The following is a 24,753-nucleotide window of genomic DNA, read 5'->3' as shown; positions in this document are numbered from 1 at the left end:
CCAGCGCCGGCGCCCGGGCGGCGAGGTCGCGGGCGTCGGGGCGCCGCGCCGGCTCCGCGGCCAGCGCCGGGGCCACCGCCGCGGCGACCGCCGGGTCCTCCCCCGACGCCCACAGCACCAGGCGGGCCAGGGCCCACACGTCCCCCGGCGCACCCGGCGGCGCGCCGCCGACCCGCTCGGGCGGGACGAAGCCCGCGGTGCCGCGCTCCACCACGCCCTCCCCGGCCAGGTCCACGAGCACGGGCACCCCGCCGGGGGCCAGCACGACGTTCGTCGGGGAGACATCCCCGTGGATCAGGCCCCGCTCGTGCAGGTGGCCCAGCGCCGCCCCGAGCGCCGTGAGCAGCCCGGCCGCCTCGGCGGCGGGCAGCGGGCCGCGCGCGGCCCGGACGGTGGCCAGGGTGGGGCCGGTGACGACCTCGGTGACCACGGCGCACCGGTCGCCGTCGAGCCCGACGACGTCGCGCACGTCCGCCAGGTGAGGGTGCCGGGCGGTCCGCAACCGCCCGAGCCGGCGCAGCTGCGCCGCGCCGCGCGGCCCCGGCGGCAGCGGCACCACCGACACCGCGACCGGCCGGCCCGCCTCGTCGCGGGCCGACCACACCGCGCCGGTCGCGCCGAAGGCGAGCGGGGCCAGCAGCGCGTAGCCGGGGACCGTTGGCGCCCGCGAGGGGCCGGCGGGACGACGGCGGAGGGTGCGCATGGCCCCAGCGAAGCACCGGCGGCGCCCCCGCCGCCGCGACGGCGGCCGGACCTGTGGACAACGCGGCACCGGTGCGGGATTAGCATCGACGGGTGCGATTCGAGCGGGTGGGACTGGGGACCGAGCACGTCGACTACCACTGGGCCTGGGACCTGCAGCGGCGCGTCCACGCCGAGGTCGTCGCGGGCGAGCGCGAGGACACCGTCCTGCTGCTCGAGCACGCCGGGGTCTACACGGCCGGCAAGCGCACGGCGTCCTGGGACCGCCCCACCGACGGCACGCCGGTCGTCGACGTCGACCGCGGCGGGCGCATCACCTGGCACGGCCCGGGCCAGCTCATCGCCTACCCCATCGTCCGGCTGCGCGAGCCGGTCGACGTCGTCGCCTACGTGCGCGCCCTCGAGCAGGCCGTCATCGACCTCGCCGCCGGCAACGGCGTCGCCACCACCCGCGTCGCCGGCCGCTCCGGGGTGTGGGTCACCGCCGACGCCCGGGGCCGGGACCGCAAGCTGTGCGCCGTCGGCGTGCGGGTCGCCAAGGGCGTGACGATGCACGGCATCGCCATCAACGCCTGCCCGGACCTCAGCGCCTACGACCGCATCGTCCCGTGCGGCATCGACGACGCCGACGTCACCTCCCTGTCGGCCGAGACCGGCCGGACCATCACCCCGCTCGACATCGTCGACGCCACGGAGGACCAGCTGGCCCGGGCCCTGGCCACCCGCACCCGCGCGGACGAGCCCGCCCCCGCCGTCCGCCCCTGACCACCAGCCGCGCCCCCGCGCGGGCTCGCCACCCGAACCGCCGGTGTGGGCCCCCGAGCAGGGACGTAGGATCGACCGGAACCGCCCCCGGGCAGTCGAACGAAGGACGAGGTAGCCGACCGTGACCATCGCACCAGAGGGCCGCCGCATGCTGCGGATCGAGGCGCGCAACGCCGAGACCCCGATCGAGCGCAAGCCCAGCTGGATCAAGACGAAGGCCGTCATGGGGCCGGAGTACAGCGAGCTCAAGCAGCTCGTGCACGGCAACGGCCTGCACACCGTGTGCGAGGAGGCCGGCTGCCCCAACATCTTCGAGTGCTGGGAGGACCGCGAGGCCACCTTCCTCATCGGCGGGTCCCAGTGCACCCGCCGGTGCGACTTCTGCCAGATCGACACCGGCAAGCCCTCCGCCCTGGACCGGATGGAGCCGCGCAAGGTGGCCCTGTCGGTGCAGAAGATGGGCCTGAAGTACTCCACCATCACCGGCGTCGCCCGCGACGACCTCGAGGACGGCGGAGCCTGGCTCTACGCCGAGACCGTCCGGCAGATCCACGACCTCAACCCGGGCACCGGCGTCGAGCTGCTCATCCCCGACTTCGACGCCAAGCCGGACCAGCTCGCCGAGGTCTTCTCCTCCCGCCCGGAGGTCCTCGCCCACAACGTCGAGACGGTGCCGCGGATCTTCCGCCGCATCCGCCCGGGCTTCCGCTACGAGCGCTCCCTCAGCGTGCTCACCGCCGCCGCCGAGGACGGGTTCGTCACCAAGTCCAACCTCATGCTCGGCATGGGCGAGACCTTCGACGAGGTCGTCGACGCCATGCAGATGCTCCGCGACGCCGGCTGCGACCTGCTGACGATCAACCAGTACCTGCGCCCGTCGGTGCGCCACCACCCGGTGGACCGCTGGGTCAAGCCCGAGGAGTTCGTCGAGCTCGCCGAGATCGGCGAGGAGATCGGCTTCCTCGGGGTCATGGCCGGCCCGATGGTCCGCTCGAGCTACCGCGCCGGGCGGCTGTGGGCGAAGGCGATGACCCACAAGGGCCTGCCCATCCCCGCCGAGCTGGAGCACCTGACCGAGCCGCGCCCCTCCCGGCAGGAGGCCGCGTCGCTCGTCGCGCCGCGGCCGGGAGCGGTGTCCCTGGCCTGACGTGTCGGCGCTGCACGCCCTGGGCCGCTACCGGGACCTTCCCCGCCTGCTCGGCTCGCCGTTCCTTCTCGTCGGCTTCCTCGCCCGCCTGCCCGTGGCGATGGTCGTCCTCGGCGTGCTCACCCTGGTCACCAGCGCCACCGGCTCGGTCGGCGAGGCCGGGCTCGCCTCCGCCGCGCTGGCGGTGTCCACCGCGGTCGCCGGCCCGCTGATCGGGCGGTGGACCGACCGGCGCGGCCAGCGCCTGCCGCTGCTCCTCCTGGCCCCGGTCAACGCCGTCGCCCTGGTCGTCCTGGTCCTGGCGGCCCGGGCCGGTGCGCCCGTGGCGGCCCTGTGCGCGCTGTGCGCGGTCGTCGGTCTGAGCAACGTGCCCATCGGGTCCCTCGCCCGGGTGCGCTGGCTGGGCGCGGCGGGCGAGCCGCGGGTGGCCGGCGCGGCGCTGAGCTACGAGTCCATGGCCGACGAGCTCGGCTTCGTCCTCGGCCCGGCGCTGGTGGGGCTCGCCGCCTCCGCCGGCAGCCCGGAGGCGCCGCTGCTCCTGGCCGCGGCGCTCGTCGCCATCTTCGTGACCGCCTTCGCCCTGCACCCCTCCGCCGCGGTCGCCGACCCGCGGGTCCGGCCGCTGACCGCGGCCGCCGCGCCCGGCCTCGCCCGGGTGCTGCGAAAGGTGGGCCCCGCCGTCGCCGGCATGGCGTGCGTGGGCCTGTTCTTCGGCGCCAGCCAGACGGCGGTCACCGCCTTCGCCGTGGACGCCGGCGAGCCGGGCCGGGCCGGCTTGATCTACGCCCTCATGGGCACCGGGTCGGCGGTCATGGCCCTCGCCGTGGTCGCGCTGCCCGAGAGCGTCACGCTGCGGGCACGGCTGGTGGTCTGCGGGCTCGGCATGGCCGCCCTGTCGACGGCGATGACGGCACCGACCGGCCTGGGACCGCTCGCCGTCCTCGTGCTGGCGGTCGGGTTGTTCGTCGGCCCGGCGATGGTCACGTTGTTCACGGCCGCCGGGCGGCTGGCCCCCGAGGGCGGCACGGCGGTGGCCATGACCGCGCTGAGCTCGGCCAACGTCGTCGGCGTCGCCCTCGCCGCCGCGGTCGGCGGACGGCTGGCCGACGCCGTCGGCCCCGACGCCGCGTTCGCGGTGGCGGCCGCGGCGTCCGCAGCCCTGGCCCTGCTCGCCCTGGCGCTGCGCACCCCGGTCCGGCACATCCCCGCGGCGGACGCCTGAGACACGCCCGGCGGCCGGTATCCTTGGGCATCATGGCCCGTAAGAGCACGCGCGACGTCGAGGGTTCCTCCGCCGCGCCCAAGGAGAAGAAGCGGCGGTGGTACCACAACATCGCCGACGCGTACCGGATGACCCGTCAGGTCAACCCCAACATCACGTGGCTCCTCGTCGGGGTCTTCGTGCTGGTCATGGGTGTGGCGCTGGTGGTCGGGTTTCTCTGGGGGCACCCGTGGTACATGGGCTTCTTCGGCCTGCTCCTCGCCTCGATGGCGATGATGATCCTGCTGGCCCAGCAGACCCGGAAGGCCGGCTACTCCCAGATCGACGGCCAGCCCGGCGCGGCCGGCGCGGCGCTCGGGCAGATCCGCCGCGGCTGGAACATCGAGGAGCAGCCGGTCGCGATGAACCCGCGCACCCAGGACCTCGTCTTCCGCATGGTCGGCCGCCCCGGCATCGTCCTGGTCTCCGAGGGCCCGAGCCACCGCGTCAAGCGGCTGCTCGAGGACGAGCGACGCAAGGTCAGCCGTGTGGCCCCGAACGTGCCGGTCCACCTCGTCGAGTACGGCAACGACGAGGGCCAGGTGCCCCTCGCCAAGCTCGTCCGCCACGTCCAGCGGCTCAAGGGCACGCTCACCCCGGCCGAGGTGGCCGCCGTCGCCAAGCGGCTCCAGGCGCTGGGCGCCGCCCGGATGCCGATCCCCAAGGGCGTGGACCCCATGAAGGCCCGGCCCGATCGCAAGGGCATGCGCGGGCGCTGACCCCAGCACCACAACGAACGACGCCCGGCACTGCGCGCGCAGTGCCGGGCGTCGTTCGTTCTCCTGGGCGGCGGGGAGGGCCGGCGGGGTCAGCGCACCCGGGTGACGACCGTGCCGGCGGCCATGTCGTGCAGGCCGCGCCCGTCGGCGCCCCACACGACGGCGGGGATGACCAGGCAGAGCAGGACCGTGCGGATCAGCGCGCGCAGCGGGCCGGGCAGGGCGCCGTCGAGGCGCCGCACGGCCAGCCCGGCGGCGACGTGCCCGATGGTTGCGCCCAGCGTGCTGAGCATCACCCAGGTCATCAGCGCGAAGACGCCAAGGGTGGCCCAGGGGTCGTGGCCGAGGAAGCCGGCGCTGATCGCGGTGGCGATCGCCCAGTCCACGAAGAGGGCGATGATCCGGCGCCCCAGGCCGGCCACGGTGGGAAAAGCGGTTCTTGCGTCGGACACCAGGCGAGCCTACCCAGCGGTGGGCACCGGCCCGGCGCGGACGTCCGCCCCCGGACCCGTGCGGCACCCGGCCGCCCGATCGCCCGGCATCGCCGCGTGCGCACCACCGTGTCGCCGCGTGCTCACGAGCCGGTTGCCGCCGTCCGCCCGCCGGGACGCCGCGTAACATCCCTGACACATTTGGGTGACACAGCAGAAACCGGCCGCCACTAGGTTCGAAGGCGGTTCCCATCCGGGTCACGAAAGTCCACAAGCCAAGGAGCAACGGATGTTTTCCAGCGCCGAGGAGGCCATCGCCTTCACCAAGGAGCAGGGCGTCAAGTTCGTCGACGTCCGCTTCTGCGACCTGCCGGGCGTCATGCAGCACTTCAACATCCCGGTGGAGGCGTTCAACGAGGACGCCTTCACGGACGGTCTGATGTTCGACGGGTCCTCCATCCGCGGCTTCCAGGCGATCCACGAGTCCGACATGAAGCTCGTTCCGGACGTCACCACCGCCTTCGTCGACCCGTTCCGCAAGCAGAAGACGCTCGTCGTCAACTTCTCCATCGTCGACCCGTTCACCGACGAGGCGTACTCGCGCGACCCGCGCAACATCGCCGCCAAGGCCGAGGCGTACCTCAGGAGCACCGGCATCGCCGACACCGTCTACTTCGGCGCCGAGGCGGAGTTCTACATCTTCGACGCGGTGCGCTTCGAGACCAACCAGCACTCGAGCTTCTACTACCTCGACTCCAACGAGGCGGCCTGGAACACCGGCCGCGAGGAGGGACCGAACCTCGGGTACAAGACCCGCTACAAGGGCGGCTACTTCCCCGTCTCCCCCAACGACCAGATGGCCGACCTGCGCGACGAGATGGTCACCTGCCTGCAGGAGGTCGGGCTCGACGTCGAGCGGGCGCACCACGAGGTCGGCACCGCCGGGCAGATGGAGATCAACTACCGGTTCGACACGCTGCGTGCGGCCGCCGACGACGTGATGAAGTTCAAGTACATCATCAAGAACGTCGCCTGGGAGGCCGGCAAGTCCGCCACCTTCATGCCCAAGCCGCTCTTCGGGGACAACGGGTCGGGCATGCACTCCCACCAGTCGCTGTGGAAGGACGGCAAGCCGCTGTTCTTCGACGAGCGCGGCTACGGCGGCCTGTCCGACATGGCCCGGTGGTACATCGGCGGCCTGCTCCACCACGCGCCGTCGCTGCTCGCCTTCACCAACCCGACGGTGAACTCCTACCACCGTCTCGTGCCCGGCTTCGAGGCCCCGGTCAACCTGGTCTACTCCGCCCGCAACCGCTCGGCGTGCATCCGCATCCCGGTCACCGGCACCTCCCCCAAGGCCAAGCGCATCGAGTTCCGGGTGCCCGACCCCTCGTCGAACCCCTACCTCGCCTTCTCGGCGATGCTCATGGCCGGCCTCGACGGCGTGCGCAACCGGATCGAGCCGCCCGAGCCGATCGACAAGGACCTCTACGAGCTGCCCCCCGAGGAGCACGCCAAGATCGCCCAGGTGCCCGACTCGCTGCAGGGCGTGCTCGACGCGCTCGAGGCCGACCACGACTACCTCACCGAGGGCGACGTGTTCACCCCGGACCTCATCGAGACCTGGATCGACTACAAGCGCACCAACGAGATCGACCCGCTGCGCCTGCGTCCGCACCCCCACGAGTTCGAGATGTACTACGACCTGTGACCGGCACGGCGCAGGGCCGCGGCCCTGACGCCTGACCCAGCAGAGACGGCACCCCCGTCGCCCACGTGGCGGCGGGGGTGCCGTGTGCTTGCCCGATCGTTGCTGCGCTGGGCGGTTTCGTGCGGTCCCCCGGCGCGCTCGTTCCCGGCCCGCCGTTGCGGCACCGCGCTCCCGTGCCGCTGTGCCCGAGCCCACACCCTCGGTGCATAGTCATGCATGGATGTGGATATACGATGGCGGAGTTCGTTTACGTGATCCGTCCCCGGAGAGTCTGTCATGCGTCGCTTGCCCGTCCTTGCCACCTTCGCCCTCGCGGGCGCCCTCAGCCTCACGGCGTGCACGAACGCCGTCTCGGAGGGGGCCGGCGGCGCGAGCACGGGCGACGCGACCGCCGCGGCCGCGCCCAGCTACGACACCTCGAAGATCGCCAAGGTCGACGACATCGCGGCCAAGCTGCCCGCCGACTTCGACGGCACCCTCACCGTCGGCGCCAACCTCCAGTACGCCCCGGCGGAGTTCTTCGGCGGCGCCGACGGCCAGACCCCGACCGGCTACGACGTCGACCTGGCCAACGCCCTGGGGCAGGTCCTGGGGGCGAAGGTCGAGATCGCGCACGCCGAGTTCGCCTCGATCATCCCCGGCATCGGCACCCAGTACGACGCCGGCATCTCGTCCTTCTCGATCAACCCCGAGCGCGTGGCCGAGGTCGACATGATCTCCTACATCTCCGCCGGCTCGACCTACTCCGTCCAGGCGGGCAACCCCAAGGGCCTCGACGCGGCCGACCTGTGCGGCACCACCATGGGCGTGCAGACCGGCACCGTCCAGGACGAGGTGGTCGACCAGCTCTCCGCGGACTGCGAGGCCAAGGGCGCCGACCCGATCGAGGTGCTGCGATACAACTCCCAGGCGGACGTCACGACCAACCTCGTCGGCGGCAAGATCGACGTCATGTACGCCGACTCCCAGGTCGGCCAGTACGCCGAGGTGCAGACCCAGGGCAAGGTCGAGCAGCTCGGCGAGGTCACCGACACCGCCCCGCAGGGCATCGTCGTGGCCAAGGACGACCCCGAGCTCACCGCCGCCCTCCAGGCCGCGATGCAGCACCTCATGGACGAGGGGGTCTGGCAGGACCTCCTCGACACCTGGGGCGTCTCCGGCGCGCTGGACACCGCCGAGCTCAACCCGACGGTCTGATGTCCCACTCCCCCGACCGCACGGACGTGCCCGAGCTGATCCGCGCCCGCCCGGTGCGCCGGCCCGGGCGCGTCATCTCGGCCGTCGTCGTCGCCGTGCTCGCGGCGATGGCCGTCAACGCCCTGGTCACCAACCCCAACTTCCGCTGGGACCTGGTCTGGCTCTACGCGCGCGACGTCACGGTGATCAAGGGCGTCGGGTGGACGCTGCTGCTCACGGCGGCCTCCATGGCGATCGCCGTCGTGCTGGCCCTGGCCCTGGCGATCATGCGCCGCTCGGACAACCCGGTCATGCGGGCGGTGGCGTGGTTCTACATCTGGTTCTTCCGCGGCACCCCGATCTACACCCAGCTGACCTTCTGGGGGCTGCTCGCCGTGCTCTACCCGCGGCTGAGCCTGGGCGTGCCGTTCGGGCCGGAGTTCGTCGTCTTCTCCACCAACGACGTCTTCAACGCCGCGTGGGCCGCCATCATCGGCCTGGCCCTCAACGAGGCCGCGTACCTCGCGGAGATCTTCCGCTCCGGCCTGGCCAGCGTGGACGCCGGGCAGGGCGAGGCGGCGCGGGCGCTGGGCATGAAGGAGTCGACCATCCTGCGCCGCATCGTCATCCCGCAGGCCATGCGCGTCATCGTCCCGCCGACGGGCAATGAGACGATCTCCATGCTCAAGACCACCTCGCTGGTGCTGGCCGTGCCCTTCACCCTCGACCTGACCTTCGTGACCAACTCCGTGGGCAACCGGCTGTTCCTGCCCATCCCGCTGCTCATGGTCGCCGCGATCTGGTACCTGCTCATCACCTCGGTGCTCATGGTCGGCCAGCACTACCTCGAGCGGTACTACGGGCGGGGGTTCGCCGGCGCCGGCTCCGGCCCGCGGGGCGGGAAGGGCCTGGGCAAGAAGCAGCAGGCGATCCTCGCCGCCGGCACCACGAAGGACGACCCGTTCCTGGAGTACACCCCATGACCGACATGATTCAGATCGACGGCGTGCACAAGCTCTTCGGCGAGCTGCACGTGCTGCGCGGGGTCGACCTGACGGTGCCCGCGGGGTCGGTGTGCGTGGTGCTCGGCCCGTCCGGGTCGGGCAAGTCCACCCTGCTGCGCTGCGTCAACCAGCTCGAGGAGATCGACGCCGGGCGCATCCGGGTCGACGGCGAGCTCATGGGTTACCGGGAGGAGACCCGCGACGGGGCCAGCGAGCTCCACCGGCTCCACCCGCGCAAGATCGCCCAGCAGCGCGCCCGCATCGGGATGGTGTTCCAGCGCTTCAACCTCTTCCCGCACATGACGGCGCTCGAGAACGTCATGGAGGCCCCGGTGCAGGTCAAGGGACGGTCCAAGGCGGCCGCCCGCACGCGTGCGCTGGAGCTGCTCGACCGGGTGGGCCTGGCCGACCGGGCCGGGCACTACCCCGCCCAGCTCTCCGGCGGCCAGCAGCAGCGGGTGGCGATCGCCCGGGCCCTGGCCATGGACCCCGACCTCATGCTCTTCGACGAGCCGACGTCGGCGCTGGACCCCGAGCTGGTCGGCGAGGTGCTCGGCGTCATGCAGGACCTCGCCGCCGACGGCATGACGATGATGGTCGTCACCCACGAGATCGGCTTCGCCCGCGAGGTGGGCGACCAGGTCGTGTTCATGGACGACGGCGTCGTGGTCGAGCAGGGCCGGCCCGCCGACGTGCTGGACGCCCCGACCCAGCAGCGCACCCGGGAGTTCCTCTCCAAGGTTCTCTGACGGGCCGCGACCGAGATGGGCGTCCTGGCCAGCGGCCGGGGCGTCCATCCGTGTCGGAGCGGCCGGAGAAGGGCTCCGGCTCAGCCGTAAAAGGGCTCCGGCTCGGCCCGATCAGCCGTAGAAGAGCCGCTCGACGACCTTGCGGGCCCGTCGGGCGGCGCGCAGGTAGTCCTCCTCCAGGTCCAGCCGGCCCCCGGGCTCGTAGCCCAGGATCCGCGCGACGACCTCGAGGTCGCGCGACTCGTGCGGCAGCACGTCCAGCCGGCCGCCGGTGGTGCGGCCGCTGGCCAGGACGATGGCGTTGCGGATGCGCGAGGCCAGCTCCCACGCCGCCGCCAGCCGCTCGGCCTGCTCGCCCCCGACCAGCCCGGCGGCGTGCAGCGCGCGCAGCGCCGGCAACGTGGAGGGCGTGCGCACCTCGGGCACCGCGCCGCCGTGGCACAGCTGGAGCAGCTGAACGGTCCACTCCACGTCGCTCAGCCCGCCCCGGCCGAGCTTGAGATGGCGGGTGGGCGGCACCCCGCGGGGCAGCCGCTCGGACTCCACCCGCGCCTTGACCCGGCGCAGCTCGCGCAGCCCGGCCTCCCCCAGCCCGGCCTCGGGGTAGCGCATCCGGTCGATCAGCGCCACGAACCGGGCGGCGAGCTCCTCGTCACCGGCCACCGGCCGGGCGCGCAGCAGCGCCTGGCGCTCCCACGGCTCGACCCACCGCTCGTAGTACTCCGCGTAGGAGGACAGCGAGCGGATCATCGGGCCGTTGCGGCCCTCCGGGCGCAGGTCGGCGTCCACCGGCAACGGTGGCTCCGGGCCCGTCTCGGCGAGCAGGGAGCGCACCGTGGAGGCCACCGCCACCGCCGTGCGCGCGGCCACCTCGGGGTCCGCGCCCGGCACCGGGTCGTGGACGAACAGGACGTCGGCGTCAGAGGCGTAGCTCATCTCCGCCCCGCCCAGCCGACCCATGGCGACCACGAGGTAGCGCGACGGCGGGGCGTCGAGCCCGGCCTCCGCCGTCGTCTGCGCCACGGCCACCTTGAGCGCGCCCTGCAGGGCCACGTCGGCGGCGGTGGTGATCATGCCCGCGGTGCGCGCGAAGGGGACGTCCCCGAGGATCTCGGCCAGGGCGGCGCGCAGCAGCTCGCGCCGGCGCAGGTAGCGCGCGGCCATGACGGCGGGCACCGGCTCGGTGCGCCGGGCCTGCAGCGCCGCGAGCTCGGCGGCCAGGGCGGCCTCCTCGCGCGGGACCAGCTCGGCGTCGTCGTCGAGCCAGGCCACCGCCTCGGGCAGGCGGGCCAGCGCGTCGGCGGCGTACCGGCTGGTGGACAGGACCTGCGCCAGCCGCTCGGCGGCGGCGCCGGAGTCGCGCAGCAGCTTGAGGTACCAGTGGGTGGTGCCCATGGTCTCGGACAGCTTGCGGAAGGACAGCAGGCCGGAGTCCGGCTCGGGGCCCTGGGCGAACCAGCCCAGCATGACCGGCAGCAGCTGGCGCTGGATCGCCGCGCGCCGGGACAGCCCGTCGGTGAGGGCGTCGAGGTGGCGCAGGGCGCCGTCGGGGTCGAGGTAGCCGATGGCCCGCAGCCGGGCGCGGGCGGCCTCGGGGGCGAGCGCGACGTCCTCGGCGGAGAGCTGGGCGGTCAGCGGCAGCAGCGGGCGGTAGAAGATCTCCTCGTGCAGGTGCCGCACCTCGCGGCGCACCTGGCGCCAGCGGGTCTCGAGGGACTCGGCGGAGTCGACCCCGTCGGCGTGCATGGCCCGGCCCAGTCGGCGCAGGTCCGCCTCGTCCCGGGGCACCACGTGGGAGCGGCGCAGCCGGTGCAGCTGGATGCGGTGCTCGAGCACGCGCAGGAAGCGGTAGTGGTGGGACAGCTGGGCGGCGTGGTCGCGCGACACGTAGCCGCCGCGGGCGAGCTGGTCCAGCGCCTCGAGCGTAGTCCCCGAGCGGATCGTCGGGTCGGTGCGCCCGTGGACCAGCTGGAGCAGCTGGACGGTGAACTCGACGTCGCGCAGGCCGCCCTTGCCGAGCTTGAGCTGGCGGTCGGCGTCGGCGGCGGGCACGTGGTCCTCCACCCGCCGGCGCATGGCCTGGGCCTCCTCGACGAAGTGCTCGCGCTCGACGGCGGACCACACCATCGGCCCCAGCGCGGCCCGGTACGCCTCGCCCAGCTCGCGGTCGCCCGCGACGGGCCGGGCCTTGATGAGCGCCTGGAACTCCCACCCCTTGGCCCACCGCTCGTAGTAGGCCACGTGCGAGGCGAGCGTGCGCACCAGCGGGCCGTCCTTGCCCTCCGGGCGCAGATTGGCGTCCACGGGCCACAGCGCCGGCTCGGGCCCGGGAGCCGAGCAGGCGCGGGCCAGCTGCGTGGCCAGGCGCGTGCCGACGGCGAGGGCCGCCGCCTCGGACAGGTCCGAGCCGGGCGCGGGCTCGCACACGTAGACCACGTCGACGTCGGAGATGTAGTTGAGCTCGCGCCCGCCGGTCTTGCCCATGCCGAGGACGGCGAGGCGCACGTCCCGGGCGCCGTCCGGCATCGCGGCCCGCGCCAGGGCGAGCGCCGCGTCCAGCGCGGCGCCGACCAGGTCGGCGATGGCGGCGGCCACCCGGGGGAAGTCGGCCACCGGGTCGGCGCTGACCAGGTCGGCCGCGGCGACCTGCAGGAGCCGGCGGCGGTAGGTCCGCCGCAGGGCGGCGACCCCCTCCTCCCCGGTCACGGTGGCCACCGGCACCGGGGCGTCCGGGTCGGCGCCCACCGCCCACAGCGCGCGGGCGCGCTCGGCGGCGGCGTCGGAGTCCAGCGGCCCGGGCGCGTCGGCCCGGTCGCGCAGCAGGGCGCCGTCGTCGGGGTGGGCCACGAGCATGTCGCCCAGCGCCGAGGAGGCGCCGAGCACGGCCAGGAGGCGACGGCGGTGCGCTCCGTCCTCGGTCAGCACCGCCCGGACCCGGTCGCCCAGGCCGTGGTCGCCGGCCTGCTCGATCAGGCGCAGCAGCGCGAGGAGCGCCTGGTCGGGGTCCGCGGTCTCGCTCAGCGCCTCGGGCAGCGGCGCCTCCGCCGCCTGCGCGGCGTCGACCAGGGGCGCCAGGGCGGGGTCGGCGAGCAGGAGGTCGGCGCGCGGGGCGTCGGTGAAGCCCAGCCGGCGCAGCACGCTGGTGCGGGTGACCTGCCGTGCCATCACGCCTCCCCCCGGTCGCGCCGCGGCGCGGTCACAGCGCCGGGATGAACCGGCGCAGCTCGAACTGCGTGACCTGGCTGCGGTACTCCTCCCACTCGGTGAGCTTGTTCCGCACGAAGTACTCGAAGGTGTCCTCGCCGAGCGTGTCGGCCAGGAGCTCGGACCGCTCCATGATCTGGATGGCCTCGTGCAGGGAGTTGGGCAGCTCCTGGATGCCCAGCGCGCGCCGCTCGGCCCTGCTCATGGCGAACACGTCGTCGTCGGCGCCCTCGGGCAGCTCGTAGCCCTCCTGCACGCCCTTGAGGCCGGCGGCGAGGAGGACCGCGAAGGCGAGGTAGGGGTTGGCCGCGGAGTCCAGCGCGCGGTACTCGATGCGGGCCGAGCCGCCCTTCTCCGGCTTGTACAGCGGCACCCGCACCAGTGCCGAGCGGTTGTTGTGGCCCCAGCACACGTAGCTGGGTGCCTCCCCGCCGCCCCACAGCCGCTTGTAGGAGTTGACGTACTGGTTGGTCACCGCGGTGATCTCCCCGGCGTGGCGCAGCAGGCCCGCGATGAACGCCCGGGCGGTGTCGGAGAGCTGGTAGCGGCCCGAGGGGTCGTAGAAGGCGTTCCGGTCGCCCTCGAACAGCGACAGGTGCGTGTGCATGCCCGAGCCCGGGGCGTCGACCAGCGGCTTGGGCATGAAGGTGGCGAGCACGTCCTGCTGGAGCGCGACCTCCTTGACCACCGTGCGGAAGGTCTGGATGTTGTCGGCCATGCTCAGCGCGTCGGCGTAGCGCAGGTCGATCTCGTTCTGCCCGGGGCCGGCCTCGTGGTGGGAGAACTCCACCGAGATGCCCATGGACTCCAGGGTCGTGATGGCGTCGCGGCGGAAGTCGTGCGCCGTCCCGCGCGCGACGTGGTCGAAGTAGCCGGCGGTGTCGATCGGCACCAGCGGGTCGTCGGGGCGCTGGGGGCGCTCGAAGAGGTAGAACTCGATCTCAGGGTGCGTGTAGAAGGTGAAGCCGGCGTCGGCGGCCTTGGCCAGCGCCCGCTTGAGCACGTTGCGCGGGTCGGAGCGGGCCGGCTCGCCTGTCGGGGTGAGCACGTCGCAGAACATCCGCGCCACGGAGTTCTCCTCCCCCCGCCAGGGCAGGATCTGGAACGTGGCGGGGTCCGGCTTGACCAGCATGTCCGCCTCGTACACCCGGGTGAGCCCCTCGATGGCCGACCCGTCGAAGCCGATGCCCTCGGCGAAGGCCTGCTCCAGCTCGGCGGGGGCGATGGCGACGGACTTGAGCGTGCCCAGGACGTCGGTGAACCACAGCCGGATGAACCGGACGTCGCGCTCCTCGATCGTCCTGAGCACGTACTCCTGCTGCTTGTCCATCGGCCACTCCCTGGCTGCGCGCGTGCCGGCGGGTCCAGCGACCCGCGACGGCGGTCGGGTGCGGCCGGCGGTGCCGCACCGCACCATCATGGCGCACCCGGCCCGGGCGGGAGCGACGCCGCCCGGCGTGTGGCCCGCCGCGAAGGATGTCTGCCGTCGGCAATAGGCTGACGCCATGGCACCGCTTCGCATCGCCCTGGCCCAGGTCAACGCCACCGTCGGCGATCTCGACGGGAACGCCGCCGTCGTGCGCCGCGCCGTCGCCGACGCCGCCGCGGCCGGGGCGGACGTCGTGCTGCTGCCCGAGATGGTGCTGACCGGTTACCCCATCGAGGACCTCGCGCTGCGCGGCTCCTTCCAGCGCGCCGCCGCCGCCCGGCTGGTCCAGCTCGCCGCGGAGCTGGCCGAGGACGGCCACGGCGAGCGGCACGTCGTCGTCGGCTCCCTGGGCACCGCGGCCGACGGGCGGCCCACCAACACCGCCGCCGTGCTGCGCGGGGGGCGGGTCGCGCTGGTCTACACCAAGCACCACCTGCCCAACTACGGCGTCTTCGACGAGTACCGCATCTTCGCCGCCGGCGCCGAGCCGGTGGTGCTCGAGGTTGCCGGGCAGCGGCTGGGCCTGGTCATCTGCGAGGACATCTGGCAGGAGGGCGGGCCGGTGGCCGCGATGGCCGGCATGGGCCTGGACGCCCTGCTGGTGCTCAACGGCTCCCCCTACGAGCACGGCAAGGGCGAGGTGCGCCGGCGCCTGGCCTGCGACCGCGCCGCCCAGCTGGGCTGCCCGCTGTTCTACGTCAACCTCGTCGGCGCGCAGGACGACCTCGTCTTCGACGGCCACTCCTTCGTCGTCGACGCCGCCGGCGAGCTGGTGGGCGCGGCGCGCGGCTTCGTCGAGGACCAGCTGGTCGTCGAGCTGCCCGGCGCCGGTGCCGCGCCGGTCGCCCCGGCCGGGTACACCGTGCCGGCCCGGCAGGGCGACACCGAGCAGATGTACCGGGCCGTCGTGCTCGGGCTGCGCGACTACGTGGTCAAGAACGGCTTCCGCTCCGTGGTCCTCGGGCTGTCCGGCGGGATCGACTCGGCCCTGGTCGCGGCCGTCGCGGCCGACGCCGTCGGCGCGGAGAACGTCGTCGGCGTCTCCATGCCCTCGCGGTACTCCTCCGAGCACTCCCGCGACGACGCCGCCGACCTCGCCGCGCGCATCGGGCTGGACTACCGCGTCCAGCCGATCGCGCCCATGGTCGACGCCTTCGAGGGCGAGCTGCACCTGAGCGGCATCGCCGCGGAGAACCTCCAGGCCCGCATGCGCGGGGTGATCCTCATGGCGGTCTCCAACGCCGAGGGCCCGCTCGTGCTGGCCACCGGCAACAAGAGCGAGCTCGCCGTGGGGTACTCGACCATCTACGGCGACGCCGTCGGGGGCTTCGCGCCCATCAAGGACGTGCTCAAGACCCAGGTGTGGGAGCTGGCCCGCTGGCGCAACGAGGCCGCGCAGGCCGCCGGCCAGACCGAGCCCATCCCGTGGTCCTCGATCACCAAGGCGCCCTCGGCCGAGCTGCGCCCGGGCCAGCAGGACTCCGACTCCCTGCCCGAGTACGACCTGCTCGACGACGTCCTCGAGGGCTACGTCGAGCGCAGCCTGGGCCGGGCGGAGCTGCTGGCCTCCGGGTTCGACCCGGCCACGGTGGAGCTGGTGCTCACCCTGGTCGACCGCGCCGAGTGGAAGCGGCGCCAGTACCCCCTGGGCCCCAAGGTCACCGCCCTGGCCTTCGGCCGCGACCGGCGCCTGCCGGTGACCAGCCGCTGGCGCGAGCAGCTCGCCGCGGTGGCGTCCGGGCCGGTGGACGCGGCCACCCCCGACGGCGTCCAGCCCCGCCCGGTGGACGCCCCCTGAGCGGCCCCCAGCCCCCATCCCCGCCGCGGCCGCGCCGTCGCGCCCGAACCACCGACCGGAGAGCGAGAACATGACCGACACCGACCGCCCGGACAGCGCCGGCGCGCCCACCTCCCCTGCCGCGCCGCCCGCCGCCGAGGGCGTCCCCGTGCCCAAGCGGGTGCGGGTGCACCACCTGCGCCAGGCCAAGGAGCGCGGCGAGGCGCTGACGATGCTCACCGCGTACGACGCCGTCACGGCGCGGATCTTCGACGAGGCCGGGATCGACATCCTGCTCGTGGGCGACTCCATCGGCGACAACATGCTCGGCCACCCCACGACGATCCCGGTGACGGTCGACGAGATGATCCCCGCGGTGCGCGCGGTCGCCCGCGTCAGCCGCCGCGCCCTGGTGGTGGCGGACCTGCCCTTCGGCTCCTACGAGGCCTCGCCGCAGCAGTGCCTGGCCACCGCGGTGCGCATGCTCAAGGAGGCGGGCGCCCACGCGGTGAAGTTCGAGGGCGGCGCGCACCTGGCCGAGCACGTCCGGCTGCTCACCCGCTCCGGCATCCCGGTGGTGGGGCACCTCGGCTTCACCCCGCAGGCGGAGAACCTCCTCGGCGGCAAGCGGGTGCAGGCCCGCGACAACGACGCGGCCGAGCAGCTCGTGGCCGACGCCCTGGCGCTGGCCGACGCCGGCGCCGTCGCGGTCGTCCTGGAGATGGTGCCCGCGCCGGTGGCCGAGCGGGTCACCGAGGTGCTGGCGGTGCCGACCATCGGCATCGGCGCCGGGCCCGGCTGCGACGGGCAGGTGCTGGTCTGGACGGACATGGCCGGGATGACCGGCTGGTCCCCCCGCTTCGCCCAGCGCTTCGGGGAGGTCGGCGCCGAGCTCTACCGGGCCACCCGCGCGTACGCCCGGGCCGTGCGGGAGCGGGCCTTCCCCGCCCCGGAGCACACCTACGAGCGCTGAGGCGCGAGCACCGCTGCAGCGCCGGCGGCGCGGCGCCCGGAGGAGCGCCGCCGGCGGGCCGGGTCAGCCGGCGTCGACGTCGTCGTCCTCCTGCCACTTCGCGTCGGCGGCGTCCCAGGCGGCGTTGCGCTCCTGGGCGTGGGCGAGGGCGGCCCGGGCGGCCTCCGCCGTCGGGTACGGGCCCATGCGCGTGGTCGCGCCGTGGACCTTGCCCTCCTCGATCTCGCCGGTCGCGAGGTTGTAGTAGAACTCGGTCATCGCGCGCTTCCTCTCGTCGTCCCCGCCCGATCGTCCCACGGGCGGGCCGGTCCGTAGACTCAGCCCATGCCCGACACCACCATGCTCGCCGACCGCGCCCCGCGCGGCACCCTCACCAAGGGCGTCGTCAGTCCGATGCGCCCCGTCCCGGCCTCCATCCCCCGTCCGGAGTACGTCGGCCGCACGGGACCGGAGCGGGTGACCGCCTCCGAGGTGAAGTCGCCGGAGACGATCGAGCGGATCCGGCGCGCCTCCCAGATCGCCGCGCAGGCGCTCGAGGAGGTCGGCCGGCACGTCCGGCCCGGGGTGACCACCGACGAGCTGGACGCCATCGGGCACGAGTTCATGATCGACCACGGCGCCTACCCCTCGACGCTGGGGTACATGGGCTTCACCAAGTCGCTGTGCACCTCGGTCAACGAGGTCATCTGCCACGGCATCCCGGACTCCACGGTGCTCAACGACGGCGACATCCTCAACGTCGACGTCACCGCGTACAAGGACGGCGTCCACGGGGACCTCAACGCCATGTTCCTCGTCGGCGACGTCGACGAGGAGTCGCGCCTGCTGGTCGAGCGGACCAAGGAGGCGATGATGCGCGGGATCCGGGCGGTCAAGCCCGGCCGCGCGGTCAACGTCATCGGCCGGGTCATCGAGGCCTACGCGCGGCGCTTCGACTACGGCGTCGTCCGCGACTTCACCGGCCACGGCGTGGGCGAGGCCTTCCACTCGGGCCTGATCATCCCGCACTACGACTCCGCCCCCCGCTACGACGACCTCATCCGGCCCGGCATGGTGTTCACCATCGAGCCGATGCTCACCCTCGGCACCATCGAGTGGGAGCAGTGGGACGACGGCTGGACCGTGCTGACCAAGGACCGTTCGCGCACCGCCCAGTGGGAGCACACCATCGTGGTGACCGAGGACGGCGCCGAGATCCTCACGCTGCCGTGAGCACCGCGGAGCGCACGGAGGCGGCGCAGGACGGGCGGCTTGGCCGAGGCGTGCCCCTCGCCTTCGGCATCGACATCGGCGGCTCGGGCATCAAGGGCGCCCCGGTGGACCTGACCAGCGGCGAGCTCACCGCCGAGCGGGTGCGCATCCCCACGCCCAGCCCGTCCACGCCGGCGGCCGTGGCCGCGACCGTGGCCGAGCTCGTCGCCGGGTTCGACCTGCCGGCGGACGTGCCGCTCGGGCTGACCTTCCCCGCGCCCATCAAGCACGGCAAGGTGTCGTTCATCGCCAACCTCCACCAGTCCTGGACGGGCGTGGACGTCCCGGCGCTGATGAGCGAGGCCACCGGCCGGCCGGTCATCGCGGTCAACGACGCCGACGCCGCCGGCGTGGCCGAGGTCGCCTTCGGCGCCGCCCGCGGCGTGCCCGGGGTGGTGCTCGTGACCACGCTGGGCACCGGGATCGGCTCGGCCCTCGTCGTCGACGGCGTGCTCGTGCCCAACACCGAGCTCGGGCACCTCGAGATCGACGGCGAGGACGCCGAGCGCCGGGCCTCCTCCGCCGTCAAGGAGCGCGAGGGCCTCGGCTGGGAGGAGTGGGCCGCGCGGCTGCAGCGCTTCTACGAGACGGTGGAGATGCTCTTCTCCCCCGACCTGATCGTCGTCGGCGGCGGGGTGAGCAAGAAGCACGACAAGTTCCTGCCCCTGCTGCGCACCCGGGCGCCGATCGTCGCGGCGGCGCTGCGCAACAGCGCCGGGATCGTCGGCGCCGCCCGGCTCGCGGCGGCCGGACACCGCTGAGGGGTGCGCCCCGAGGATCAGGGGGTGAACCAGGGGCGTCCCTGATGTGCGCGCGGCCGCGGTGCGGGACGGTGGTACCGACAAGCACACCGACGCACCTGAAAGGGCCTCACCGTGGCCGACGTGCACTCCACCTTCCGCCGTCAGGGACTCGTCCGTCCCCGCGACACCCGCATCATCGCCGGCGTCTGCGCCGGCCTGGGCCGCCGGTTCGGCCTGGGGCCGTGGGCCACGCGCCTGCTGTTCATCCTGCTGCTGATGGTCCTGCCGGGGAGCCAGCTGATCGTCTACCCGATCCTGTGGATCCTCATGCCGAACGAGTACTGAGCCGCGACCGACGGACAGGCGTTCCGCGCCTCGCTCCCGCGGTGCGGCGCCCCTCGCCGGAGGGCCGCGCCCGACGAGGGCGGATGAGTCGGCCGATACGCCGGGTTCTGTCGCCGGGGCCCGTCACCGGGCCCCGGGGGCGGCCATCCATCTAGGACGTGCGTTGCCGCACGCCTCCAGCGACCTACCCGCAGGCTCGGGCGGGCCGCCCTCGAACGCCTGCTGTCTGGTCTTGCTCCGGGTGGGGTTTACCGAGCCACGACGGTCACCCGCCGCGCTGGTGGTCTCTTACACCACCGTTTCACCCTTACCCTCCTGGCGGACCAGGAGGGCGGTCTGCTTTCTGTGGCACTGTCCCGCGGGTCACCCCGGGTGGGCGTTACCCACCACCCTGCCCTGCGGAGCCCGGACGTTCCTCGGCGCCCCGGCCAGGCCGGGACGACGCGACCGCCTGGCCGACTCATCCGCGCGGACAGTCTACCGGGCCCCCGCCTCGGGAACCGACGACGGCGACCGGCCCGTCGTCGCGCAGGGGTGACGACCGCCCGGCGGCAGGCGGCCGCGACCAGCCCGCCCTCCGCCTGTCCACCGGGCGAGCCATGTCCGTTTCGGACCGCGGCCGGGCGTTAGCATCCCTCGGTGCTCGTGCTCCTCCCGCCCTCCGAGGGCAAGACGGCGCCCACCCGCGGCGCGCCGGTCGACCTCTCCGAGCTCAGCGGCACCGCTCTCACGCCCGCCCGCGAACGGGTCCTGACGGCCCTCGAGCGGGCCTCCGCCCGTCCCGACGCCGCGGCCGTGCTCGGCGTGGGCGCCAAGGTCGCCGACGAGGTCCGGCGCAACCTCGACCTCCGCACGGCCCCCGCCGCCCCGGCCGCCACCGTCTACACCGGGGTGCTCTACGCCGCGGCCGGCCTCGCCGGGCTGCGCGGCACGGCGCTGCGCCGGGCCCGCGAGGGCGTGCGCATCTTCTCCGGCCTGTGGGGCGTGCTCGCCCCGGCCGACGCGGTCCCGGCCTACCGGCTGTCGATGGGCGTGGACCTGCCCGGACTCGGCAAGCTCGGCACGTTCTGGCGCGCCCAGCTCGGGGGCGTGCTCGACGAGCGGGCCGCGGGCGACGTCGTCGTCGACTGCCGCTCCGCCGCCTACGCCGCCGCCTGGCACCCGCCGGCCGACGCCGAGCACGTCGTGGTGCAGGTGGTCCGTGAGCACGGCGGGCGGCGCCAGGTCGTCTCGCACAACGCCAAGCACGCCCGCGGCGTCCTCACCCACCACCTGCTCACCCGCCCGGGCCGCCCGCCGCGCACCGCCGAGGCCCTCGCCGGCGCCGCCGAGGAGCTCACCCGCTCCCCCACGCAGGGCACCGGCGCGGTGCACGCCGTCGAGCTGGGCCCGGTGACCCGCGGGCGCCGGACCCTCACCCTCGTCGAGCGCGGCTGACCCGCCCCGGACGCCGCCCGAGCGCGTCCGTGCCGGGGCAGCCGTGCGCGGGGTCGTGTGAGTTTGCGCACCCGCCTGCGCGGGGGCCCTCCTGGGCACCGGTAGTGGACGCCCATGCCATAAAATGGGCACATCGGTCAAGGCAGGGCAGGCCTGCCGAGACGGGTGGCGACGGGGAGGAACAATGTCGACGGTCGGGGTCCAGGGCGACCCGGCGGTGAGCACGGACGTGGCGGGCGCAGCGGGTGGCGGGAAGCCGCGGCGTCCCCGGAGGCGGCTGGCGGCGCTCGGCGGCGCGCTGGTGGCGCTCCTGGCCACCGTCACCGTGGTCACCAGCTCGGTGGTCTCCGGGCACGAGTCCCCGGGTGCGCTGACGGTCGCCATCACCGACGCCGGTTCCCCCACCGACGAGAGCTGCTCGGCGGAGGACTACGCCGGCTCCTTCTTCGACGGCACCGAGGTCGCGCTCCTGGACGCCGACGGCGCGGTCGTCGACAGCCGGGTCGTCAAGGGCGCCGGGCAGCCGTCCAAGAACGGGTGCCTGTGGACCGTCGAGCTCATCGACGTGCCGCAGTCCGACGCCTACACCCTGCGTCTGCGCGGCACCGGGATTCCCGCCCGCGAGCACACCTTCCACTACACCCCCGAGCAGCTGGCCGAGCGCAGCTGGAACCTCTGGGTGACCGTCTTCGCCTGAGCCCCCCGCGCAGCGCCCACGGGCGAGGGGCGCGGGTCAGGCCAGCTCGGACGGGCAACCCACGACGGTGAGGTCGCCGACGAGATGGCCGTCGGCGTCGACGTCGGGCCACAGCCGCACGATCGTCAGCGAGGCCGGCGGGATCCGCACGGCGGACCAGTGCCCCGGGGCCATGCGGGCCACGAGCCCGACCGCGGCCCGGATGACGACGGTGTGGGCGGCCAGCGCGACGGTCGCGCCCTGGTGGTCGGCCAGGTCGCGCAGCCCGCGGGCCACCCGGGCCCCGACGTCGCGCAGGGACTCCCCGCCCGGCGGGCGCACGTCCGCCGAGGTCGCCCAGGCGAGCAGCCCGCCCGGCCAGCCGGCCTCGATCTCGGGCACCGTGAGCCCGTCCCAGTCCCCGAACCGGCACTCGGCGAACCGCTCGTCGGTGCGGAGCGGCACGCCCAGCGCCCCGGCCAGGGCAGTGCCGGTCTCCCGGGCGCGCGCCATCGGCGAGGCGACGACGGCGCCCGGGGTGGGCAGATCGGGCCAGACGTCGTCGCCCACCCGCTTCAGCAGGGCGGCGGCGCGGGCGGCCTGGGCGCGTCCGAGGTCGCTGAGCGGCGGACCCGCGGTGTCCCCGCCGGAGTAGCGCCCGGTCTCCGTCAGCGCGGTGACGCCGTGGCGCACGAGCACCAGGGTGGCCGGCGCGCCCGTCGCCCGGGGCAGCGGCGTGCCCGAGCTGCGCGGGGTGTTGGCGGCGGCCGCCACGCGTGCCTCGGACGCGGCACCCCGGCCGGGCGCCTCGACCACGCCGGGCTCGCCGGGCACCGCCGGGCCGGCGGCGTGGTCGCGGGCGATCTGGCCCCGGGAGTCCATGACGGCGTTGGCGAGGGCGTCGGCGGCGGTGTTCTGGGCGCGGGGCACCCAGGTGTAGCGCACCCGGGCGGGGTCGAACGCGCGGCGGGCCTCCTCGGCGAGACGGCCCAGCTCGGCATGCTTGATCTTCCAGCGCCCGCTCATCTGCTCGACCACGAGCCGGGAGTCGGCGCGCACCTCGACCGCGGCGCCGGGGTCGATCTCGGCGGCGGCACGCAGGCCGTTGACCAGGCCGGTGTACTCGGCGACGTTGTTGGACACCACGCCGAGGTAGGCGGCCCGCTCGGCCAGCAGCCGCCCGGTGGCGGCGTCGCGCACGACCGCGCCGTAGCCGCCCGGGCCGGGGTTGCCGCGGGAGCCGCCGTCGGTCTCGACGAGGAGGCGACGGGTGGCGCCGGAGGGCGGCGCCGGCGGGGCGAACAGGTCGCCCTGCTCCCCCGCGGCGCTCACGTCGCGTCGTCCAGGCGCACGAGCACGTAGCCGTGCTCCTCGGAGGTGAGCACCTCCTCGGGGGCGGCGGCGTCGATGGCGGCGAGCTCGCTGAGCGAGAAGTCCACCTGGGAGCCGTCGGTGCGGTGCCCGTGCAGCGCCACGGCGCCGAGGCCGCCGGTGCGGCGGCGGGCGTACTCGTACAGGTCGAGGAGCTCCTCGCCGATCTCGTCGGCCACCCGCGCCCGCTCGGCGGTGACGTCGGCCAGCTCGGCGTCGATCGTGGCGAACTGGGCGTCGCGGTCGGCGGCGTGCCGCTCGACGTCGGCGGTGACGGCCTTCTCCTGCATGTCGAGCTCGGCCACCCGGGCCTCGGCCGCCTCCAGGCGCTCCATGACCTCGAGCTGGACCTCCTCGAGCACGGCCTGGCGCTTGGCGAGCTGGGCGACCTCGTCCTGCAGGGCCACCAGCTCGCGGGACAGCCCGGTGCCGGCGTCGAGCTTGGCCTGGTGGCGGGCGGCCCGGGAGCGCACCTGCTCGACGTCGGCCTCGGCCTTGGCGAGCTCGCGGCGGGTGTCCGAGGCGAGGGTCTTGGCCTCCACCTGGGCGCGGTGCAGGTCCTCGGCGCGCCCCTCGAGCTCGGCGAGGGTGGCCAGCACGGGCAGCGTGCGACGCTGGTGGGCGAGCTTCGCGGCGCGGGTGTCCAGCGCCTGGAGGTCGAGGAGCCGGCGTTGGTCCTTCACGGGGGCGGTGGTCACGGGCGTGCTCCTTCGTGCGTGTGCTCGCTGTGCTGTTGGGGCAGGTGCAGGGTCCAGGGGTCGGTGACCCGGGTGGAGACCCGCAGGTCCAACCTAGTGCCGCGCGCCGCCGCGTCCGCGCGCAGCCGGTCCGCGGCGCGCGGCAGCCAGGGCCACTCGCTGGCCCAGTGCGTCGCGTCGACGAGGTAGGGGCGCCCGCCGGCAAGGTGCTCGGAGGCCGGGTGGTGGCGCAGGTCCGCGGTGAGGTAGACGTCCGCGCCGAGGCGGCGCACCTGGGCCAGCAGGGAGTCCCCGGCGCCCCCGCACACGGCGACCGTGCGCACCTCGGCGTCGAGGTCCCCGCCCACCCGGATCCCCTGCGGGGTGGCCGGCAGGACGGCGGCCACCCGCTGGGCGAAGTCCCGCAGGGTCATCGGCGCGGGCAGGTCGCCGATGCGGCCGGTGCCGGTGGCGGCCTCCTCGGTGGCCTGGGCGACGAGGGTGTAGGCGGGCTGCTCGTAGGGGTGGGCGGCGCGCAGCGCGGCGAGGACCGCGGCGCGCCGCTCGCGGGGCAGCACGATCTCGAGCCGGTCCTCGGCGACCTCCTCCACCTGCCCGACCTGCCCGATCGCCGGCCGGGCGCTGTCGAGCGGGCGGAAGGTGCCGGTGCCCGGGGACGTGAACGCGGCCCGCTCGTACTCGCCCAGGCGACCGGCGCCGGCCTCGGCGAGGGCGTCGAGAAGTCGCTGGGTGTCCGAGCGCGGGACGAACACCACCAGGGTGTCCAGGGCGCCGCCGGCCAGCGGCTGGATCGGCCGGGTCTCGCCCAGCCCGACGGCGTCGGCCAGGGCCTCGGCCACGCCGTCGGCGGCGGCGTCGGCGTTGGTGTGCGCGGCGTACAGGGCACAGCCGCCGGCCAGCAGGCGGTGGACCACGCGCCCCTTGGGCGTGGTGGCGGCGACCGAGGAGGTGCCGCGCAGGTAGAGCGGGTGGTGGGTGACGAGCAGGTCCGCGCCCCACGCGAGCGCCTCCTCGGCGACCTCCTCGGTGGGGTCGACGGCGAGCATCACCTTGCTGACCGGGTCGCCCGGGTCGCCGGCCACCAGGCCGACGGCGTCCCAGCCCTCGGCGGTGGCGGGCGGGTAACGGCGCTCGAGGAGGCCGACGACGTCGGCGAGGGAGAGGGGCATGGCGGCGAGCCTACC

23 protein-coding genes and 1 other RNA gene are annotated in these 24,753 nt (G+C 74.5%); 15 read left to right on the top strand and 9 right to left on the bottom strand.

All coding sequences use genetic code 11. The features are described 5' to 3' along the window. On the bottom strand, positions 1 to 703 hold a 703-nt coding region (locus GD970_RS01880), incomplete at its 3' end, for a protein kinase domain-containing protein (protein WP_152200070.1). A 92-nt stretch (positions 704 to 795) separates the two neighbouring features. Between GD970_RS01880 and lipB the strand changes: the two genes are divergently transcribed. The 4 genes from lipB to GD970_RS01860 all read left to right on the top strand — a co-directional run bounded on the left by lipB (position 796) and on the right by GD970_RS01860 (position 4,594). After that, positions 796 to 1,467, top strand: coding sequence for a lipoyl(octanoyl) transferase LipB (gene lipB / locus GD970_RS01875; protein WP_152200068.1), 672 nt, complete (start codon positions 796 to 798; stop codon positions 1,465 to 1,467). A 121-nt stretch (positions 1,468 to 1,588) separates the two neighbouring features. Continuing rightward, complete coding sequence (gene lipA, locus GD970_RS01870) at positions 1,589 to 2,614, top strand: lipoyl synthase (protein ID WP_152200066.1); 1,026 nt, start codon at positions 1,589 to 1,591, stop codon at positions 2,612 to 2,614. A gap of 1 nt (position 2,615) precedes the next feature. Then, positions 2,616 to 3,836 carry an MFS transporter gene (locus tag GD970_RS01865; RefSeq protein WP_152200063.1) on the top strand — a complete coding sequence of 407 codons (1,221 nt, stop codon included), beginning with the start codon at positions 2,616 to 2,618 and terminating at the stop codon, positions 3,834 to 3,836. A 32-nt stretch (positions 3,837 to 3,868) separates the two neighbouring features. After that, positions 3,869 to 4,594: a DUF4191 domain-containing protein gene (locus GD970_RS01860; RefSeq protein ID WP_152200061.1), complete on the top strand. Its 726-nt coding sequence runs from the start codon at positions 3,869 to 3,871 to the stop codon at positions 4,592 to 4,594. Positions 4,595 to 4,683: 89 nt separating this feature from the next. Here GD970_RS01860 and GD970_RS01855 read toward each other — a convergent pair whose 3' ends face one another. Further along, the gene (locus GD970_RS01855; protein ID WP_152200059.1) at positions 4,684 to 5,046 is read right to left on the bottom strand and encodes an RDD family protein; all 363 of its coding nucleotides are present in this window, start codon (positions 5,044 to 5,046) and stop codon (positions 4,684 to 4,686) included. A gap of 268 nt (positions 5,047 to 5,314) precedes the next feature. Here GD970_RS01855 and glnA (GD970_RS01850) point away from each other — a divergent pair, with 268 nt between their 5' ends. The 4 genes from glnA (GD970_RS01850) to GD970_RS01835 all read left to right on the top strand — a co-directional run bounded on the left by glnA (GD970_RS01850) (position 5,315) and on the right by GD970_RS01835 (position 9,665). Then, a complete protein-coding gene (glnA, locus tag GD970_RS01850) occupies positions 5,315 to 6,736 on the top strand; it encodes a type I glutamate--ammonia ligase (RefSeq protein WP_152200057.1) in 1,422 nt (473 codons plus the stop codon). Between the two features lie 276 nt (positions 6,737 to 7,012). Continuing rightward, on the top strand, positions 7,013 to 7,933 hold the full coding sequence (locus GD970_RS01845; RefSeq protein ID WP_152200054.1) for an ABC transporter substrate-binding protein: 921 nt from the start codon (positions 7,013 to 7,015) through the stop codon (positions 7,931 to 7,933). Then, positions 7,933 to 8,895: an amino acid ABC transporter permease gene (locus tag GD970_RS01840; RefSeq protein ID WP_152200052.1), complete on the top strand. Its 963-nt coding sequence runs from the start codon at positions 7,933 to 7,935 to the stop codon at positions 8,893 to 8,895. The genes GD970_RS01845 and GD970_RS01840 overlap by 1 nt, the downstream gene beginning before the upstream one ends. After that, positions 8,892 to 9,665, top strand: a complete 774-nt coding sequence (locus GD970_RS01835; protein ID WP_282958494.1) for an amino acid ABC transporter ATP-binding protein — start codon at positions 8,892 to 8,894, stop codon at positions 9,663 to 9,665. The genes GD970_RS01840 and GD970_RS01835 overlap by 4 nt, the downstream gene beginning before the upstream one ends. Positions 9,666 to 9,776: 111 nt before the next feature. Here the strand turns inward: GD970_RS01835 and GD970_RS01830 are convergent, their stop codons facing one another. Then, positions 9,777 to 12,830, bottom strand: coding sequence for a bifunctional [glutamine synthetase] adenylyltransferase/[glutamine synthetase]-adenylyl-L-tyrosine phosphorylase (locus tag GD970_RS01830; protein ID WP_152200049.1), 3,054 nt, complete (start codon positions 12,828 to 12,830; stop codon positions 9,777 to 9,779). A gap of 31 nt (positions 12,831 to 12,861) precedes the next feature. Continuing rightward, entirely contained in the window at positions 12,862 to 14,199 is a 1,338-nt protein-coding gene (glnA, locus tag GD970_RS01825; RefSeq protein WP_152200046.1) for a type I glutamate--ammonia ligase, read from the bottom strand. Between the two features lie 175 nt (positions 14,200 to 14,374). Here glnA (GD970_RS01825) and GD970_RS01820 point away from each other — a divergent pair, with 175 nt between their 5' ends. Further along, positions 14,375 to 16,096 carry an NAD+ synthase gene (locus GD970_RS01820; RefSeq protein WP_152200044.1) on the top strand — a complete coding sequence of 574 codons (1,722 nt, stop codon included), beginning with the start codon at positions 14,375 to 14,377 and terminating at the stop codon, positions 16,094 to 16,096. 70 nt (positions 16,097 to 16,166) lie between these two features. Beyond that, complete coding sequence (gene panB / locus GD970_RS01815) at positions 16,167 to 17,048, top strand: 3-methyl-2-oxobutanoate hydroxymethyltransferase (RefSeq protein WP_152200042.1); 882 nt, start codon at positions 16,167 to 16,169, stop codon at positions 17,046 to 17,048. 63 nt (positions 17,049 to 17,111) lie between these two features. On the opposite strand, the gene GD970_RS01810 is transcribed toward panB, so the two are convergent. Then, on the bottom strand, positions 17,112 to 17,306 hold the full coding sequence (locus GD970_RS01810) for an SPOR domain-containing protein (RefSeq protein WP_152200040.1): 195 nt from the start codon (positions 17,304 to 17,306) through the stop codon (positions 17,112 to 17,114). Between the two features lie 66 nt (positions 17,307 to 17,372). On the opposite strand from GD970_RS01810, the gene map reads away from it, so the two are divergent. The 3 genes from map to GD970_RS01795 all read left to right on the top strand — a co-directional run bounded on the left by map (position 17,373) and on the right by GD970_RS01795 (position 19,387). Then, positions 17,373 to 18,260, top strand: coding sequence for a type I methionyl aminopeptidase (map, locus tag GD970_RS01805; protein WP_152200038.1), 888 nt, complete (start codon positions 17,373 to 17,375; stop codon positions 18,258 to 18,260). Continuing rightward, the gene (gene ppgK, locus GD970_RS01800; protein WP_282958495.1) at positions 18,257 to 19,060 is read left to right on the top strand and encodes a polyphosphate--glucose phosphotransferase; all 804 of its coding nucleotides are present in this window, start codon (positions 18,257 to 18,259) and stop codon (positions 19,058 to 19,060) included. The genes map and ppgK overlap by 4 nt, the downstream gene beginning before the upstream one ends. A 114-nt stretch (positions 19,061 to 19,174) precedes the next feature. After that, positions 19,175 to 19,387: a PspC domain-containing protein gene (locus tag GD970_RS01795; protein WP_152200035.1), complete on the top strand. Its 213-nt coding sequence runs from the start codon at positions 19,175 to 19,177 to the stop codon at positions 19,385 to 19,387. An 80-nt stretch (positions 19,388 to 19,467) separates the two neighbouring features. Here the strand turns inward: GD970_RS01795 and rnpB are convergent. Further along, positions 19,468 to 19,850: RNase P RNA component class A (rnpB, locus tag GD970_RS01790), an RNA gene on the bottom strand. A 176-nt stretch (positions 19,851 to 20,026) separates the two neighbouring features. On the opposite strand from rnpB, the gene GD970_RS01785 reads away from it, so the two are divergent. Further along, positions 20,027 to 20,824, top strand: a complete 798-nt coding sequence (locus tag GD970_RS01785; RefSeq protein WP_152200033.1) for a YaaA family protein — start codon at positions 20,027 to 20,029, stop codon at positions 20,822 to 20,824. 184 nt (positions 20,825 to 21,008) lie between these two features. Then, positions 21,009 to 21,521, top strand: coding sequence for a hypothetical protein (locus GD970_RS01780; protein WP_152200031.1), 513 nt, complete (start codon positions 21,009 to 21,011; stop codon positions 21,519 to 21,521). 36 nt (positions 21,522 to 21,557) lie between these two features. On the opposite strand, the gene GD970_RS01775 is transcribed toward GD970_RS01780, so the two are convergent. From GD970_RS01775 to GD970_RS01765, 3 genes are read right to left on the bottom strand one after another with little or no spacing between them, the layout of a single operon-like run. Further along, positions 21,558 to 22,832: a bifunctional RNase H/acid phosphatase gene (locus GD970_RS01775; RefSeq protein WP_226925075.1), complete on the bottom strand. Its 1,275-nt coding sequence runs from the start codon at positions 22,830 to 22,832 to the stop codon at positions 21,558 to 21,560. Further along, positions 22,829 to 23,569, bottom strand: a complete 741-nt coding sequence (locus GD970_RS01770) for a zinc ribbon domain-containing protein (RefSeq protein WP_152200029.1) — start codon at positions 23,567 to 23,569, stop codon at positions 22,829 to 22,831. The genes GD970_RS01775 and GD970_RS01770 overlap by 4 nt, the downstream gene beginning before the upstream one ends. Then, positions 23,566 to 24,738: a Nif3-like dinuclear metal center hexameric protein gene (locus GD970_RS01765; RefSeq protein ID WP_152200026.1), complete on the bottom strand. Its 1,173-nt coding sequence runs from the start codon at positions 24,736 to 24,738 to the stop codon at positions 23,566 to 23,568. Before GD970_RS01765 ends, GD970_RS01770 begins: the two co-directional genes overlap by 4 nt. Positions 24,739 to 24,753: the final 15 nt, after the last annotated feature.

Source organism: Georgenia thermotolerans, from assembly GCF_009193185.1.
GTDB classification, from domain to species: domain Bacteria; phylum Actinomycetota; class Actinomycetes; order Actinomycetales; family Actinomycetaceae; genus Georgenia; species Georgenia thermotolerans.
Note: the sequence above shows the minus strand (reverse complement) of the source record. Positions and strands in the feature narration are given on the sequence as shown.